This is a genomic window from Thiohalocapsa marina, assembly GCF_008632335.1.
Taxonomy (GTDB): Bacteria; Pseudomonadota; Gammaproteobacteria; order Chromatiales; family Chromatiaceae; genus Thiohalocapsa; species Thiohalocapsa marina.
Genome location: NZ_VWXX01000002.1, coordinates 147,879 through 165,586 on the forward strand (window position 1 = coordinate 147,879; position 17,708 = coordinate 165,586).

General features: G+C 64.9%; 10 protein-coding genes. 8 read left to right on the forward strand and 2 right to left on the reverse strand.

Going from position 1 to position 17,708, the window contains the following annotated elements:
- Window positions 1-114 precede the first annotated feature (114 nt).
- The gene (locus tag F2Q65_RS02170; protein WP_170265455.1) at window positions 115-2,391 is read left to right on the forward strand and encodes an autotransporter family protein; all 2,277 of its coding nucleotides are present in this window, start codon (window positions 115-117) and stop codon (window positions 2,389-2,391) included.
- Window positions 2,392-2,543: 152 nt separating this feature from the next.
- Here F2Q65_RS02170 and F2Q65_RS02175 read toward each other — a convergent pair whose 3' ends face one another.
- The gene (locus F2Q65_RS02175) at window positions 2,544-3,347 is read right to left on the reverse strand and encodes an alpha/beta fold hydrolase (RefSeq protein WP_150089952.1); all 804 of its coding nucleotides are present in this window, start codon (window positions 3,345-3,347) and stop codon (window positions 2,544-2,546) included.
- Between the two features lie 358 nt (window positions 3,348-3,705).
- Here F2Q65_RS02175 and F2Q65_RS02180 point away from each other — a divergent pair, with 358 nt between their 5' ends.
- Complete coding sequence (locus tag F2Q65_RS02180) at window positions 3,706-4,461, forward strand: tetratricopeptide repeat protein (protein WP_246155923.1); 756 nt, start codon at window positions 3,706-3,708, stop codon at window positions 4,459-4,461.
- 47 nt (window positions 4,462-4,508) lie between these two features.
- On the opposite strand, the gene F2Q65_RS02185 is transcribed toward F2Q65_RS02180, so the two are convergent.
- Window positions 4,509-8,165, reverse strand: a complete 3,657-nt coding sequence (locus F2Q65_RS02185; RefSeq protein WP_150089956.1) for an SUMF1/EgtB/PvdO family nonheme iron enzyme — start codon at window positions 8,163-8,165, stop codon at window positions 4,509-4,511.
- Between the two features lie 328 nt (window positions 8,166-8,493).
- Between F2Q65_RS02185 and tagH the strand changes: the two genes are divergently transcribed.
- The 6 genes from tagH to tagF all read left to right on the forward strand — a co-directional run bounded on the left by tagH (window position 8,494) and on the right by tagF (window position 17,704).
- Entirely contained in the window at window positions 8,494-10,104 is a 1,611-nt protein-coding gene (gene tagH, locus F2Q65_RS02190) for a type VI secretion system-associated FHA domain protein TagH (protein ID WP_150089958.1), read from the forward strand.
- Between the two features lie 50 nt (window positions 10,105-10,154).
- Window positions 10,155-10,640 (forward strand): type VI secretion system lipoprotein TssJ, encoded by a 486-nt coding sequence (tssJ, locus tag F2Q65_RS02195; protein ID WP_150089960.1) that lies wholly within the window; start codon window positions 10,155-10,157, stop codon window positions 10,638-10,640.
- A 12-nt stretch (window positions 10,641-10,652) separates the two neighbouring features.
- Window positions 10,653-11,987, forward strand: a complete 1,335-nt coding sequence (gene tssK / locus F2Q65_RS02200) for a type VI secretion system baseplate subunit TssK (protein ID WP_150089962.1) — start codon at window positions 10,653-10,655, stop codon at window positions 11,985-11,987.
- 153 nt (window positions 11,988-12,140) lie between these two features.
- Entirely contained in the window at window positions 12,141-13,367 is a 1,227-nt protein-coding gene (icmH, locus tag F2Q65_RS02205) for a type IVB secretion system protein IcmH/DotU (protein WP_246155924.1), read from the forward strand.
- A gap of 27 nt (window positions 13,368-13,394) precedes the next feature.
- Window positions 13,395-16,949: a type VI secretion system membrane subunit TssM gene (gene tssM / locus F2Q65_RS02210; RefSeq protein ID WP_150089966.1), complete on the forward strand. Its 3,555-nt coding sequence runs from the start codon at window positions 13,395-13,397 to the stop codon at window positions 16,947-16,949.
- A complete protein-coding gene (gene tagF / locus F2Q65_RS02215; protein WP_150089968.1) occupies window positions 16,931-17,704 on the forward strand; it encodes a type VI secretion system-associated protein TagF in 774 nt (257 codons plus the stop codon). Before tssM ends, tagF begins: the two co-directional genes overlap by 19 nt.
- Window positions 17,705-17,708: the final 4 nt, after the last annotated feature.

Sequence of the window (17,708 nt, forward strand, 5' to 3'; positions counted from 1 at the left end):
TCGCCGATAAGCGAATACGATTTGCGGCCATCACGGGTTTTTGGTTGCATTTTTGCGATACCGAGCAATAATTGAGACAGCCCGGGTCGAGTTTTCCTCCGTTGGAGTATGCCCATGCCATTCGCACACGAAACATGCGCAAGTCGATCCCGATCCTCCAGGGCTCGGCGGCGGATCGCTGGTTTTCTCCTTGCTGCCTTGAGCGTTGCCGCTCAGCCGGCCGCTGCCTTCACCCTGACTCCAAGCGGTGTCGTCGAACTGGCGCTGAGTCCCAACAGCACGGTCAGTCAGGCCTTCAGCGTCGCTCTGGGTCCGGACGAACGCTTCCTTGACTGGGAGTTCAATGGCCTCGGCAACTTCGTACCATCCGCCGATCAGGCCGCACCAAGGGCCGACTACAGTTTTTCCGATCCTGGGAATCTGCAGCACTGTGAAGCGGTGTCCGGAATCGCGACGGGTGTTGCGGCAACGGTAACGGCTCGCATTTATGGCGCGGCCGCTCCGCCGCAAGAGACCGCCGAAATCCACATCCTCTACGAAGACCCGTTAGCCATGTCGGGCTCGGCTCCAACACTCGAGGGCGTACCAGGGGAACGCCTCTCCTTCAGCCTCGGTTTCTCCGGTGGCCGGGCACCTTATAGCGCCACGAGTACCCTGGGGGCATCCGTAACGACCTCTGGCGGCCAGTTGAGCTATCAGTATGTGATTCCGCCGGGCACGCCCGGCGGCACCCTGACCGACACGGTCGTCCTCGCCGGACAAGGCACCGCCTGCGGGGGAGATTCCGTACGCCTGACGGTGACGATCAAGGTGCTGAGCGGACTCTCCGTGACACCCTCCGCGCTCGAGCTGTCCGCGCTGTCACTGGTGGGCGTCGCCACCGAGGCCTCGCAGACCTTCAGCGTCAATGGCGGCCGGGCCCCTTACAACCTGGCGATCCTGGGTGGCAACGGCCGCGTCGATCCCACGCGCCTGGATCAAGCCGGTAGCGCGACCTACTCGGTGACCATTCCGGCAGATGCCTCGGCGTCCACCCTGAGCGACAGCATCGTCGTCACGGATGCGGCAGGGTCGCGCATCGAGGTTCCGGTGACGGTCAATATCTCGGCGTCGAATTCCCTGTCCGGCCGACATGACCTGACCCCCAACCAGCGCAATGTCGCGCGCGCCATCGAGACGGTCTGTCCTCAGCTGGCCTTGATGCCCAACCGCAACGCCGAGCAGGAAGACCTCTTCCGCCAATGCTCCGACATGCTCGCGAACGCATCGGGTAGCGCCATTCCGGGCACCCTCGATCAGATAACCACCGAAAAGGCCAGAGCGGCAACAAGCGCGGCGGTCGAGGCCGGCAATCAGCAATTGGCCAATATCGGCTCGCGGCTAGCGGCCTTGCGCCGAGGGACCACGGGGCTCAGCCTGCAAGGACTGGCCGTCAACATCGATGGTCAGACACTCTCGGTCGATCAGGTTGCCGACGCCGTCTCCGCGCAGATGCGGGGAGGCGCTGCCGGAGGCGATAGCCCATTTGGCCGCTGGGGATTTTTTCTGAACGGCTCATTCAATTTCGGCGACAAGGATGCCACTGACAATGAAGCCGGCTTCGACTTCAACACCACAGGCGTGACCGCCGGCGCTGACTACCGCTTCACCGACAAGTTTATTGCCGGCGGGGCCTTGGGCTTCGGCCAGAGCAATGTCTCGTTCGACTCCAGCGGCGGTGATCTGGACACGGATACCTGGCACTTGGCCGCTTACGGCACCTACAGCTGGACCGATCGCGCCTACGTCGACGCCATCCTGGAATACGGCTGGCACAGCTACGACTCGAAGCGGAACATCCGCTATCAGGTCGCCTCCAGCACCAGTGCGGTGAATCGCCGTGCCCGGGCCGATTACGACGGCACGCAATTCGGGGCGAGTGTCGGAGCGGGCTATGACTTCACAAGCGGTCCACTGTCCTATGGTCTCTACGGCCGGGCCGGCTATATCGACGTCGATGTCGATGGCTACAACGAAAACGGCGCCGATGGCCTGAATCTGAGCCTCGATGGCTTCGGAGCCACATCGGTCACGACGACCCTTGGCGCGCGGGTGTCTCGGGTATTCAACACGGCAACGGCGGTGTTTGTTCCACAGGCGCGAATCGAATGGGAGCACGAGTACGATCAGGATGCGGATACCCTGGTCGCTCGATTCGCCGCAGACCCCACCGCGACTAGCTTCAACATCGAAACGGATAGCCCTGACCGGGACTATTTCCGTGTGGGGTTGGGGCTATCCGCTGTGTTCCCGCATGGCCTGTCCGCCTTCATCAATTACGACACGGTCCTGGACCGACAATACTGGTCTGACCACGTCATCGATGTCGGTCTGCGCTGGGAGCTTTACTAAGGAGACGCTGATTTATCGGCCATCCTGGCCAAAAATCAGCACGCGATTCGAAAACGTGGTTTCCGAATCGCTTCATTTTCAGCGGCTTGCGCCGCTAAAAATGGCGGGGCCTCCTGCCCCGCACGGGAAATGCTGAACAAATCAGCGTTTCCCTAAGGATCCCGCTGACCCTCTCTGATACGGCTGATCGCCCGCAGCACAGAGGGCCAGTGGTCCTGCCAGCCGCATCGATGATCCGAGGCCAGGACCTGGACGATGGCTTGGCTGCCGGCACTGTTCAGCGCCGTCTGAATGAGTGCCGGCGGCACGTTCGCGTCCCGCTCGCCCGCGATATGCAACTGTCTCACGCGGGCCGGGAGGGCTGCGCGTTTCGCAGGATTGAGTGACCCGAGCAATGGCGTGTATCCGTGGCGCGCTGTCCATGCGTCGGTATCCAGGTTGGCGGCAAGGGTGACCAGGAGCCGCACCTGCTCGAGGCGTTCTGCGATGAGCCATGCCAGCACGCCACCACCGCTGTAGCCGATCAGCACCACATTCCGGAAGTCCTGTTGCTGGATGAATTCCTCCAGCGCGTGCGTCATGGAAGCCACCACCTCCTCCGAGTAACGGCCGTTCGTCCACAGCCAAGGGTCGCAGGCGCTGCTATCCGTCAGGCCGTGGTAGCACGGGCGGCCAAGATAGAGCCTCGGGCGCGGATCTAGCGCCATCAGGCGCAACGCCACGGGATTCCTCGGGGTTGGGTCTTTGGCGATTCGGTGTTCATCGATCCAGGGGCTGCCATCTCCCGACAGATAGACATGCAGATCGTCTCCCCGCCCCTCAGCGAAAAATGCGCTGTGTGAGAATGCGCTGCCAACCAGGAGGAGGCCCGTCATACCGGAGTCCGCCGCGACGCGCTCTGTCTTCGTTGCCGGACTGGCACAGCCCGTGATGACCGGGATCGCAATACCGACCATGGCCAGGACTCGAAAACCATGAGTTCGCGGACTAAGCTTAAAACCGGCTGTCCTCTCTGTCCGCCGGCTGCCCTTCTTGACAAGGCGACAGGCAGGCAGACAGGCGGCTGACATCGAGCCAGGCAATCGACGAACGAGACGGGTGATAACGCACATGACGAACATGATCGGCGCACGAATGATTCGGTCACTCTTTCTGCCGGGCATTGCGCTTGCACTGACGGCATGCGTCTCAACGACCGCCAACCTGGACGCAGGGATCAGCGGGCCGTCAACCGGGTCCGGGGCGAGTCGCGTCGAAGACCTGGTGCTGGTGGATTGCCTGCTGCCCGGGCAGATCAGGAGACTTGGGACAAGCATGACCTATTTGGCCCCAAGACGCTCGGTCAAGACGACGCAGCGCGACTGCGCCATTCGCGGCGGCGAATATGTGCTCTTCGATCGCTCGGATTACCGATCCGCGCTGCAGGCGCTGCTGCCTCAGGCACGGGCGGGCGATGCCGTGGCCCAGACCTACGTCGGCGAGATCCATGAACGCGGTCTTGGCTTGTCGGCGCCGGACTTCGCCGCGGCCGCCACTTGGTACGCAAAGGCGGCTGAAGCCGGACACCGGCCCGCCCAGATTCGCCTCGGCTCGCTCTACGAGCGAGGCCTTGGTGTCCCGCGAAATCAGGCGGCCGCGCTGAACTGGTATCGTCGAGCGACCGGTCTGGATGAGGATCGCTTGATCTTCGAGTCGGACTTGAAGGCTCGACGCGAGGCATTCCGGCGCGAACTGGCCCTGCGCAACCAGGTGGCAGCGTCCTTGAAGCAACAGTTGCGCCAGGCCCAGCAGGTGGTGACGAGAGGCAACATGGATTCCGAAGCCCCGGGTGCCCAGCCAAGGCAGGCGGAACTGCAGGCCTTGATCGAGAGTCAGCAACGCGAGGCCGAGTCGCTGGCGACACAGAAGCAGACCGAACTGAAGGCCGTCCAGCTGCTGCAACAGCAAGGACAGGATGCCGGCGAGGGGTCCTCGGAAAAGGCGGCGCAGATGGGCAAGCTCGAGCTGACACTGCGCCAGCAGATCGATGGATTGCGCGACACCTCCGAGCGTTTGGTCATGCGGGACTAGCGAGGCCTCGGCCCAGGCCCTCGGCCGCTTTCCCATGCACCAAGCGGCTAGGGCGTCTTCGCCGGTGCTGCCAGGTCCTGCGCCAAGCGAAAACCAACGAAGCTGTATCTCGCTTCGGGAAAGTTGCGGTTCCGATAAGCCGCGCGTACAAGGCTTGGTCCACTGTTCCAGGCGCCACCGCGCAACACCCGGGGGGCATCCGAGGACGCCGGGGCACATCGCTTCTCGATGCCACCATAAGCGGCATCATACTCGGAGCAGGTCCACTCCCAGAGGTTGCCCAGCATGTCGAACAGACCCCAGGGGTTTGATGCAAAGGTGCCCACTGGCGCCACCCATTCATGGCGGTCATCACAGTCAAACCCATCGGCCCAAGCGTGACCCGTGTCGGCGACGCTGGCGTTCCGACAAGCGGTCTCGAGACCGCTCGCCGGCCAGTAGCGGGTCGAGCGCTCGCCGGCGCGGGCCGCATACTCCCACTCGGCTTCGGTGGGCAGCCGGAACCTGCGGCCAGTCTCCTTGCTCAGCCAGTTGGCATAGGCCATGGCATCATTCCAGCTCACGCAGCTCACAGGATGGCCAGACCTGCTCTCCTGGTACTTATTGGGTGTGATCCAGCTTGCCCAGACATGATAGCCCCAGGTGCTGTCGCCATTTTCGCGATCGAAGGTCCAGCAGCCATACTGCCCGCCCACACCCCGCTCCGCATCGCTGCGATAATCGGTCGCATCGACGAATCGGGCAAAGTCCTCGACCGTCACCTCATACTTGCCCAGCATAAAGGCATCGACGCAGACCTCGTGCAGGCGCTCATCTGCTTCACGTCCGGGCTCGTCGGCTGGACTGCCCATGGCGTAACAACCCGCGGCGACCGATACCATCGGCGGCAGCAATCGGCGGCGGATGAGGTCGCGCTCGCCTTCCAGCTCAGTGAGCCCGGGATGCGAAGGCTGCAAGGCCTTTAATGCGGCGATTGCAAGATCGGCATCTTCCGGTGCGCCCCTGCGCAAGGCCTCCGAGGCAATGCGCGCATAGGCGTCGGCGACTTGCTGCAATCCGGCTGCTGCACGCTGGCTGCCAGCGTCGAGCGTCAGCGCACGCTCAAAACACTCCGCGGCCTCATCAAGCTGGCCGGGATCCATCGTGTCTGCGGTCAGGCGTTGCTCGCACTCGGCCAAGGTCTGTGATAACAGCTGTTGTCGATCGAGCGCGGCCTGCAATTCACGCCGGTAACCGATCGCAGGCACCGCTTTGGGAGACAGCGCCAAGGCCTCGTCGACCAGGGCCAAGGCCTGTTCCAGCTTGCCCTCAGCGGCGAGGCTGCGGGCTCGCTCGAGCAATTGCGCGGTGTCCTGTGCAAGCTGCCGTTGGCGCTCGCTGCGGACGAGATCGCGCAATCTCAGCAGTTCGGGCTCATTCGGTACCAACCTCAAGCCGCGTTCGAGCCATGCCAGGCTCTCATCGAATGCCTGCTTGCGCAGCAGCTCCCGCGCCTCGGCAACGATCTGCTCGACCCGTCCGCGCTGCTCCAGCTCGGTCTCGATCTCGCTGCGCAGAGTCAGGGTCTCTGCATGTCCGGGTGTCAGTTTGAGCGCCTCGTCGAGCAGTCTCAGGCTCTGGTAGAGATCACCCCGTCCATGGGCATCCCGGGCCTGTGCGAGCAGCTCGTCTGAGCGCTGACGCCCCGTCGCGGCAGCAACGCGACTGCGCAACGATCGCAGGGCATCGAGCTCCGACTGCTGCAAGAGCCCCTCATCGATGCGGTCCAGGCCCTCGGGCAGCTGGCCCTGCGCGAATGCCTGTTCGGCACGCTCCAGGAGCGCCAACGCCTCGACCCTGTGTGCCTGCTTTCGTTTCGCCTCGATGTCATCCCGAAGCCGCATCAGGTCGGCCTGTTCCGGTGCAATGCTGAGTCCCTCCGCGATCTGATCGAGCGCTTCGTCGAGCGCACCTTGATCAAGCAGGGTCCGCGCTTCCGTCAGCAGGCTGTCGACACGCTGCTGCTGGACCTTCAGCGCCAGCAGCTCGGAGCGCATGCTGAGCAAGGCGGCCTGCTCCGGCGATAGCCGAAGCCCCTCCGTCGTCAATGCAAGCGCGGCATCGAGGTCACCACGCTCCTGCGCTGCTTGCGCCTGCCCGAGCAAGGTCTCGGCCTGCGCCCGGCGCTGCGCCTTGCGCAGTGTCATGACCCGTTCGCGCAAGGCCGTGAGCTCGGCGTGGCCGGGCACCGTTTCCAAGCCTTCGTCGATCAACGCCAGGCCCTCGTCGAAGGCCTCGTCTCGGATGGCGCGCTCGATCTTCTCGACGAGCTTCCGCGCATAGCGCTGCTTATCCAGGTAGTCCTGCAGCGCCAGGAGCCGCTGGTCTCTTGGGGTGCTGGCAAGACCGAGCTCGACCAGCTCGATGCTGCGTTCGAGCTGGCCCTGTTCCAGGTGGGCCATGGCGAGTCGCTCGTAAGTGGTTGCCGTGGAGGGGCGATCCGGCAGCGGATCGGGTAGCACCAGATTCGGCAGCCGCGTGGGGGGCGTCACGGTGCGCCCCTGCCACCAATGCCAGCCAGTGGCCGCGAGCAGCGCGAGCAGGATCAGGCCCGCACTCGGACCGATCGCCCGCAACCAGACCGGTCGACGCGAGCGCACTGGACCAGGGCTGGTCGCGGTGGGTGACGACAGGACCGCAGCAGCAGGCCGTGTCGTTGACGGCGTGGCTGACCGGATCTCGGTGCGTCGGCTGCTGGCCGTCGATTCGGCGATGGTCGCGGAGGCAGGGCCGCGTCTGATGGGTTTGACGATCGTCGGTGCATAGTCGGTGGCGGCACGCGTGCCAAGTAACCCCTGGCGCCACTCAGCCACCGATTGGGGTCGATCGCGCGGATCCAGAGCGCAGGCCTGGTCGATGGCCTGCAAGAAGGATTCTGGATAGCGGTCATGGCAGAGATCGCTGGCGGGCTGTTGCGGGTCTGACAACAGGCGCTGCGAGGCACTCTTGGGCGGCAGTCCGGTCACTGCCCGGTAAAGGGTGGCGCCCAGGGCATAGATGTCGGTCCAGGGCCCCTGCTCACCGACATCCTGGTGCTGCTCCAGGGCCGCATAGAGCGGCGTATAGGTGGCGAAGACCGATCGCTCGCCGCTCTTGGCGACATAGCGGGCGGAGCCGAAGTCGATCAGCACCGGAGAGCCATCACTGCGGATCAGGATGTTGCCGGGCTTGATGTCGCGATGCACGATGCCGGAGGAATGCACGCGCTCCAGACCGTCCAGCAACGGCAACAGGATGGCACGCAGTTCCTCGAACGGCAGGGTGCCGCGCTCTTCCAGCAGATCGGACAGCGGCTGGCCGCGCTCGAACTGCATGAACATGTAAGCGCTGCCGTTCAGCTCGCGGTAGCGTGTCACGCGGACGATGTTGCGATGCGGGACAGGATGCCCGAGTCCCCAGAGGGTCTTCGCCTCCTGCAGGAAGCGCTCGAGCGCCCAATCGAAGCCCTCCCGGGTCGCCTCGGACAAGGGCTCGATGCGCCCATTCGGCATGCGTGCCGCAAGATCCGTCGGCAGGAACTCCTTGATCGCGACCGTTTCGTCCAGGTAGGTGTTATCGCATTGGTAGACGACACCGAAGCTGCCGGCGCCGAGTATCCGCACGATACGGAATTCCTCGATCATGGCGCCGATGGGAAGCGCCGATTCCTTGCCTGGTCCGGACATGCCTAATACTGGTCGAGATGCCAAACGGCCGGTGATTCTTGGGCGAGTCTTTGGGGAGACGCTGATTTATTGGCCTCCTGGCCAAAAATCAGCACGCGATTCGAAAACGCGGTTTCCGAATCGCTTCATTTTCAGCGGCTTGCGCCGCTAAAAATGGCGGGGCCTCCTGCCCCGCACGGGAAATGCTGAATATATCAGCATTTCCTTAGGGTGCAGTGCTGCGACTGTTTTGGTAGCTTAGCTGCTGAGATGCCAAGTGTCGCGGGCCGGCTGCTTCGTGGCACATGTGCCGGTCGTCAGGTCGCGCTTGCGCGCGGCCGATCGGCCCATGGCGGCACCGGCACGCGTCGACATCTACTGCCGAACTATGGGGCAACCGATGGAGCTCATACTGACCGTGTCGAGCTACAATGGGCAGCCGCCAAACCGGCCAGCGAGCTTGCGTCTGTCGCAAGGAAACTGCGTCCTTGGCCGCCACCCCGATTGCGAGCTCGAGTTGCCCGATCCGGAGTGCGTCGTCTCCGGCCGTCATGCCCTGATCGAGCGTCAGGACACGGGCTATTCCATCACCGATATCAGCACCAACGGCACCGCCGTCAATGATGCCTCGGCGCCTATCCCGCCGCATCAGCCGGTGGCTCTGCACGACGGTGATTGCCTGATCATCGGGCCCTACGAGATCTCCGTCGCCATCGCGTCGCAGGATGAAGGGCTCCCGACCGCGCCCTTGGCACCCGCCCTGGGGCAGGGGCTCCCGGGGATGGCCGATGCTCGATCGACGGAAGACATCATGGACCTGCTGGGATCTGGTCCCGGTGGTGCCGGTGCCGGGCCAGCCAAAGCTGCTCGTCCAGCGTCGCAGACCGGGCAGGCCCCGAGGCTCGAAGCAGCACGCCCCAGCGTGGAAGACATCCATTTCGACCTCCCCGAGATGCCGCCCCGGACGGCCCCGGCGCAACCTGACGAGCGTGAGGGCACCCCGGGAGACGACCCATTTGCAGTATTTCCGCCGGCAGAACAAGCCCCAAGGCCTACCACTGAGCCCGCTGCGCAGCCTTCAGCCGCAAAGGCAATGGGCGAGCCGCAGGGCCAGGTGCCCGAGGGCTACGACCTGCTCAGCGATGTCTTCATGCCGCCTGAAACCAGCGCGCTCGAAGCCGCGTCGAGGCCCGCGCCCGAGGCTGAACCGCCAGCCGCCCCCGAGACATCGCCTTTGATCCCAGATGCATCTGATCGGCATGGTGGTGCGGAGGCCTCCGGCAGGGAGACAGCGCCGGAGATGCCTCCCTCCCCGCGCGCGCCCGCCAGCGCTCCTGCGCAGGGTGCCGCCGCGCCGTCCGCCGAGCTCACCGCCTTCCTGAAGGGGCTCGGTGCACCAGAGGTATCGGAGATTCGCGACCCCGAGGCCATGCTGCGAACCGCGGGCCAACTGCTGCGCAGCATGACGGAAGGACTCATGGCGGTCATGATGGCCCGCGCAAGCTTCAAGAGCGAGCTGCGCCTGGAGGTCACGACCATCCGCGCGCGCGAGAACAATCCGTTCCAGTTCAGCGTCGATCCGGCCGATGCCCTCGAGCGCCTGCTCTGGCGCCCGAGCCATGGCTTTCTCGATCCAGCGACATCGGCACGCAAGTCGTTCGAAGACATTCAGGCGCATCAGATGGCCATGATCGCGGGGCTGAGGGCGGCCCTGAAGGCCTTGCTCGCTCGCTTCGACCCTCAGCGGATCGAGCAGGGTCTCGACGACCAATCGCAGATCGAAAAGCTGCTGCCCATCGCCCACAAGTCGAAGTGCTGGGACCAGTTCGTAGCCGCCTACGATCAGGTGGCCGAGGACGCCTCCGAGGATTTCATGCGGCTGTTTGGTGACGCGTTCAATCAGGCCTATGAAGAACAGGTCTCGCGTCTCGCCGAGGCAAAGCGCACGGATTCGGACTAAGCTCCTAGGAGGCCGCTAAGAGATCCATACAGAACATCGGAGCACCAGGCATGCCAAACCCGCAGTTGCGCCGTTCATCGAATGTCCTCCTGATCTTGGCAATAGCACTGTTGCTCCTGCAGGCCTGCGGGAGTCCCCCGCCTCCCCCGCCAGAGACCACTGTCGAGATCTCGCTGGCTGCTCGCAAGGACGCCAATGCCTCTCCCGGTCAGCCCGGGCGGCCGATCGTCGTTCGTCTGTATGAATTGAAGGCCTCAGGCAGCTTCTCGACGGCCGATTTCTTCAGCCTGTACGAGCATGCCGGCACAGTCCTTGGCGCCGACCTGCTCGGCAGCGAGGAGATCAATCTGTTGCCCGGCCAGGGCTATCGCATAGAAAAGACGGTGACGCAGGAGACGGCCTATCTGGGTGTCGTTGCCGCCTATCGTGACATCGATCGGACGCAGTGGCGCGACCTCGCCCCGATCAAGGCGAAGCAAGTCAATCGGGTCTCCGTGATCATCGAAGCCGACGCGATCCGCCTATCAGCACAATAGGACACGACGACCATGGCCTGTACGAATCGCGTGCTCTGGTCGGAAGGGCTGTTTCTAAGGCCCCATCACTTCCAGCAGCAGGACAGGTATCTCGAGCACCTGATCGCCGCATCCCGGCGCCTGGGCATGCCGCACCCCTGGGGTTTGCGTCGTCTGCGTCTCGACCAGGACCTATTGGCACTGGGTAAGCTCAGCCTGACCGAAGTGATTGGCCTCTTGCCCGACGATACCCCCATCGATGCCCCCGCCTCGGATCCCCTGCCGGCCCCCATACAAGTGGGCGAGGACAGCGCCGGGCAGATCTTGTATTTGGCGCTGCCGCTGCAGCGTCCCGGTGCCAGGGAGAGCGGCGGACCGGAAGACGCGCAGACGATGCTGCGCTATCGCGCCGGCGAGGAAACCGTGCGCGACAACACCACAGCCGCACAAACCGAAGAGTTGCTCGAGGTCGGGCAGCTCGATCTGCGCCTGTTGCTGGGGCGTGACAACCGTGACGGGTATGCCTGCTGCGGCATCGCGCGCATCCTCGAGAGACGGTCCGACGGGCAGGTGCTGCTCGACCAGAACTACATCCCGCCCTGTGTCGAAATCACCGCCAGCACGCGACTGCGCGCCTTTCTGGAGGAACTCCAGGGGCTGTGCCGCCGGCGGGCGGATACGCTCGCCGCGCGGGTGCGCGCCGGTGCGAGCGGTGGGGTATCCGAATGGGCCAACTTCCTGCTGCTGCAGCTCATCAACCGCCAGGAACCTCTGGTTGCGCACCTGGCCGGCATGGACGGACATCACCCCGAGACGCTGTACCGCGAACTGCTGCAATTCGCGGGCGAGCTCTCCACCTTTACCACTGACGACAAGCGTCCGCCCGTCTTCCCCGTCTACGACCATGAGGATCTCGCCGCGACCTTCGGCCCGGTCTTCGAGGCGCTCAGGCAATTCCTGAGCCGCGAAGGGGTCGAGCGCGCGATCGCGATCCCGATCCAGGAGCGCAAGTTCGGCTTCAGGGTGGCGCTGGTCGCGGACAAGTCGCTGCTGGACAATGCCAGATTCGTGCTCGCGGCCAAGGCCGGTGTGGATCCGGAGAAGGTCCGCGGGCGCTTCCCCGCACAGGCCAAGATTGGCCCCATCGACAAGATCCAGGAGCTGGTCAAGCTGGCCCTGCCAGGGATCGGGCTCTACCCGATGCCGATGGCACCGATGGAACTGCCCTACCATGCCGGCTTCAACTATTTCGAGCTCGACCGTACCAGCGACTTCTGGCGCCAGCTGGCGCCCTCCGGCGGCTTCGGGCTGCATGTGGGCGGCGAGTTCCCCGATCTGGAGCTGGAACTCTGGGCGATTCGCGAGTGATCCATGAGCCACGACGATCCCTTCTTCTCCGCAGACGACGGCGGCCCGACGGTCATACGGCCGGTGCCGGGAGGGCGACGTGCCGGGGCTGTCACCCCAGCAGCCCCACCTCCGTCGCCGCCGCTTGGTGTACGATGGCGTGCCGATCTTGCTGTGTCAGCAGACCAGAATCCGTTGGTCGCCTGTGCATCCGGACTGCTAACGGTTGCGGCACAACTGCGCGGTACGCCCTCGCACCCCGATCCTGCCGCGCTGCTGGAGCGCCTTGTGCAGCAGGTGCGGGAGTTCGAGACCTGCGCCCGCGCCCGCGGCCTTGCCGACCCGGTCGTGCTGCCCGCCCGCTACGTCCTTTGCGCCCTCCTGGACGAATCTGTGCTGGACACCCCCTGGGGCAGCGAAAGCGCCTGGGGGGCTCATGGACTGCTGATCAGCTTTCACAACGAGACCTGGGGCGGCGAGAAGTTCTTCGAGGCACTGGATCGGCTGCTGGCCTTTCCCAGTGGCAACCTCCAGCTGCTCGAGCTGCTCTATCTCTGTCTGGCGATGGGCTTCGAGGGACGTTATCGGGTGCGCGACGGAGGACGTGCCGAGCTCCAGCAGGTGCGCGAACGTCTCTATCTGGCCATCCGCAATCAGCGCGGCGAGCCGGAGCCCGAGCTCTCACCGCACTGGCGCGGCGAAAGCCGACGGCGTGATCCGCTGATTCACCAGTTGCCATTGTGGGTCTTCGCGGCCATCTCCGGCATCGCATTGCTCGGCCTTTTCAGCACCTTCACCTTTGCCTTGCACCGCGCCTCGGACCCGGTATTTGCCGGGTTGGCGCAGGTCGGCAGAAACATCCCCGTCGACTTCGAGCGCCCGGCGCTCGAGGTGCCCACCGTCGCGGCGGTTTCGCAGCCGGCACCGCCCAAGCCCATACCCGAACCCAAGCCGAAGCCGAAGCTCACGCTGCGCATCCTGCTGGCCCAGGAGATCGCCGCCAATCAGCTCGAGGTGGTCGACACCCCCCTGGGGCAGACGGTGATCCTGCATGGAGACGGCTTGTTCGCGTCAGGTCAGGTCAAGGTCAAGCCCGAATATCGATTGCACCTGCAGCGAATCGGCGAAGCCCTGATGCAGCTGCCCGGCCCGGTACTGGTGACCGGGCATACCGACAGCGTGCCCATCAGGACATTGCGTTTTCCGTCGAATCAGGTGCTGTCACAGGCGCGCGCGGAGAGCGTGCGCAATCTCCTGGCGACGGTCATGGGTGGCGATGACCGTCTGAGCGCCCAGGGCCGATCAGACACTGAGCTGCGGGTACCGGCTGATCCGACGAACGCCCGTAACCGTCGGGTCGAGATCACGCTGATGCCACCCCGCGGCACCGATGCCGGCTGAGATGCGCTAGCCGCAGAAGAAAAAGCCATGAAGACGCTGTTCGCATTCGTCGGAAAGCGCTGGTTTCTGAGTCTGCTTGGAACCCTTGCCCTGGCCGTGCTGGTCTGGCTCGCGGGCGATTTGATCGGCATCGGCGGGCGCGTACCGCTGGCATCGCCGTCCGCCCGACTGGCGGTCATGGCCGCCCTGTTCGGCACCTGGGGGCTCTGGCAGATCGGGTCGGCGGTGCGGGCGCGTCTGCGCAACCGCCGCCTCGTCGATCAGCTGGCGGCCTCAAGGACGGAGGACGTCGATCCGGCACAGGCCGCATCCGCTGAAGAGCTGCAGTTGCTCGAGGAGCGTTTTCGCGATGCCCTGGGTCTGCTGAGGCGTTCCGAGACGCGCCATCGGCTCGGAGGTCGCTGGCTCTATCAACTGCCCTGGTATCTCATCATCGGGCCGCCTGGATGCGGCAAGACCACGGCACTGCTCAACGCGGGCCTGCGCTTTCCGCTGGTCGATCGGGTGGGCAAGGACCCCATTCAGGGTGTTGGCGGCACGCGCAATTGCGACTGGTGGTTTGCTGAAGACGCCGTGCTGCTCGACACCGCCGGCCGCTACACCACCCAAGACAGCTACCAGCAAGTGGACAGCAACGCCTGGCTAGGCTTTCTGGGCATGCTCAAGAAGCACCGGCCGCGGCGACCGATCAACGGTGTCCTCGTCGCCGTCAGCCTGGCCGATCTGCTGCAGCAGTCGCCCACCGAGCGAGCGGCCCATGCACAAGCGATCAGACAACGCCTGCAGGAGCTCTACACCAGGTTCAAGATCCGCTTCCCGGTCTACGTCCTGTTCATGAAGGCGGACTTGGTCGCGGGGTTCATGGAATACTTCGCCGATCTGGGCAAGGAGCAGCGCGAGCAGGTCTGGGGCACCACACTGCGACTGGATGATGAGGGTGTCGGCATGGCCCCGGTCGAAGGGCTGCGCGACGCGCTCGACGCCTTGCTCGTGCGGCTGTCTCAGCGGCGCCTCGCCCGTTTGCAGGCGGAGCGCGACGCGCATAAGCGCAGCCTCATCTTTGCCTTTCCGGAGCAGTTTGCCGCGCTCACGGAGCCGGTCGACGATTTCGTCCGCGCGGTCTTCACGCCCAGCCGCTACGAGGTCCGCCCCCTGCTGCGCGGGGTCTACTTCACCAGCGGCACCCAGACCGGCACGCCCATCGATCGCGTGCTGGCAGGCATCGCCGCCAGCTTCGGCCTGTCGCGGCAGGGCCCGCAGCCCTTCGATGGCACCGGCCGCGGCTACTTCCTGGCGCGACTGTTCCGCGACCTGGTCTTCCCTGAGGCCGGCCTTGCGGGGCTCAATCCGCGTCTCGAGCGCCGCCGCCGCTGGCTGCGCAACGGAGCCTACGCAAGCGCCATTGGCCTGACGCTGCTCGCGGCCGCTGCCTGGACCACCAGTTATAGCCGCAACAAGGCCTATACGCAGACCGTCGACCAGGCCTTGCTGGAGATCGACGCCCAGATCGACGCCTTGGGCCCGGTCGAGCGGGATCCCATTGCGCTCTTGCCACTGCTCGATGCCGCACGCACGATCCCCGGCGGCTATGCCGACCGTGATCGCGGAGCGCCCCTGCTGTCCCGCCTCGGCCTCTATCAAGGGGAAAAGCTCGGCCCCGAGGCCGAGCGCGCCTATCAGCGGATCTTACGCAAGACCTTGCTGCCATCGGTCATGCTGCGACTGGAGGACCAGATTCGCGAGGCCGGCGGTGATCCGGACTTTCTCTACGATGCACTGCGCATCTATCTGATGCTGGACACTCCCGCCCATTATGACGCCGAGAGCATTCAATACTGGGTTGGGCGTGATTGGGAGCGGAATCTGCCGCGTGCCAATCCAGCGCAGCAGCGCGAATCGCTGAAGGATCACCTGCAGGCCCTTCTGGAGCAGCGCCCGGCGCCACTGCCATTGGCGCTCGACGCGAACCTGATCGCCCGTTCCCGCGAGATCATCAACCGCGTCCCGCTCGCCGAGCGCATCTACGAGCGGCTCCAGCGCGATGGCCTGGGCCTCGGATTCCCGGACTTCACCGTGAGCGAGGCCGCGGGCGATTACGCCAAGCTGGTGTTCCAGCGACGCAGCGGACGCTCGCTCAATGACGGCATCCCGGCCCTCTATACCTACGAGGGCTACCATCAGGGCTTTGCCCGGCAAGCCCTGCGGCTCGTCGGCATGACCGCCGAAGAGGCCTGGATCCTCGGCTCCAGCCAAGCGCTCACGCCGGGCTCGGAACCGTTCAGCCGTTTGCTGGAGGATGTACGCTCCCTCTACCTGCGCGATTATGTCGCCGCCTGGAACGATCTGCTGCAGGACATCGACCTCGTCCCCCCGCGCGACCTGCATCATGCCGCCGAGATCGCGAGGGTGCTTGCGGACAAGGACCAGTCGCCGCTGCGCAGACTGCTCACTGCCGTCGCGACCCAGACGAGGCTGGACCGCAGCGCAGAGGGCGATCAGGACGAAACACCGGGACCCGGATCCGCGTCGGGATTCTTGCAGCGGGTGGATCGCTACTTTGGTGGCGAATCCCAGATCGCCGAGATCGCGACCGAAGAGGCCCCTGAGGCCTATGTCACGCGCCGCTTCCGCTGGCTGTACGACCTCATGATTGCGCCTGAGGGCCAAGCGCCGCCCTTCGACAAGGCACTCGAGGCGCTGGATCAGATGAATCTGTACCTGAAGTCGGTCGGCACTGCCGCAAGCGCCGGGCGTGGTGTGCTCGCGGCTGGCGAGAGCGCCGAGATCGCAGGGGTCAGGCAGGTGGCCGGCGAGCTGCCCGATCCGGTCTCGCGCCTCCTGACCACTCTGGCGCAGGACAGCGCCGATATCGTCTCCGGTGGCATGCGTGCGCAGCTGAACCGTCTCTGGACCGCCGAGGTCTTGCCGTTCTGTCGCGAGGCCATCCACGACCGCTATCCGTTCGACCGCGACAGTCCGCGGGAGACGACGCTGCACGACTTTGGCCGCATGTTCGGCCCAGGGGGGCTGCTGGACGCCTTCTTCAAGGAGAATCTCGGCCCGCTGGCGGACACCTCGGGGCCCCAGTGGCGCTGGATCGGTTCCGGCATCGGCATCCCCGAGGAGGTCCTGGCCCAGTTCCAGCGCGCGGCCGTCATCCGCGAGGCCTTCTTCCTCAGCGGCGGCAAGCTGCCGAGCATCCAGTTCGATCTCACCCCACGCGCGCTCGATGCGGAGATAAAGCAGTTCATCCTCGACCTTGGTGGCCAGATCGTCGATTACCGGCAAGGACCCATGGTCACTTACCCGCTGCAATGGCCGTCACCGACGGCGCCAGGGCGCGTGCGCATGGTCTTCGTCGATACCCTGGGCGCACGCCCAACCCTCACATTCTCTGGCCCCTGGGCCTGGTTCCGCCTGCTGGATACCGCCAGCATCCGGGCCACCAGCCAGCAGGAGCTCTTCCGGGTCGGCTTTCAGCTTGCCGGGCACAACGCCAATTTCGACCTGCGTGCGGTCAGCGTGCGCAACCCGTTCAATCTGAATGCGCTGAGGGGGTTCCGATGCCCGGACAGGCTGTAACGGCCGAGCAGATCGCCGCGGGGCTCTTCGGCAAGCTGCCGGGACAGGGCGACTTCATCACGCGTCGCCTGCCTCAAGCCTTCCTGCGCGTCTGGGATCCCTGGCTACAGTCCTGCCTGAACCAGAGCCGCGAGGCACTCGGCGACGCTTGGCTCGACGCCTACCTGACCAGCCCCATCTGGCGCTTCGTGCTCACCGCCGGCATCGCCGGGCAGACCCCTTGGTGCGGATTGCTCATGCCCAGTGTCGATCGGGTCGGCCGTTATTTCCCGCTGACCGTCGCCTGCGCTCTGCCTCAGGGCACAAACCCCTTTCTCGCACTCTCGTCCGGCCATGAGTGGCTCGACAGTGCTCAGTCGCTGATGCTCGACGCCCTTGAAGGCGCTTTGAGCCTGGAGGAACTCGATACCGGCCTGATGCAGCTAAGTTCGCTGCCCGGGACACCGGCGCCATCGACGCAGACCGTCTCCCCCGCCCCCCTCGAGCCGAGGGGCTGGAGGCTGGGCCTGAGCGAGTCGCGATACATGCCTCATGCGACGTTCGCCTTCCTGCATCTCGCGCTGCAAGAGCTGTTCCTGAGCTACAGCCTCTGGTGGTCTGCTGGCTCAGAGCGTGTAGCACCCTCGCTGCTGCTCTGCCAGGGGCTGCCGGTCGAGCAGGCCTTTCCTGCGCTCTATACCGGTGATTGGGGCGCCGGCCAATGGTGGAACCTTGGCGACCCAATCACTGACGCCGGACTTGGCGAGCCTGCATAGGAAC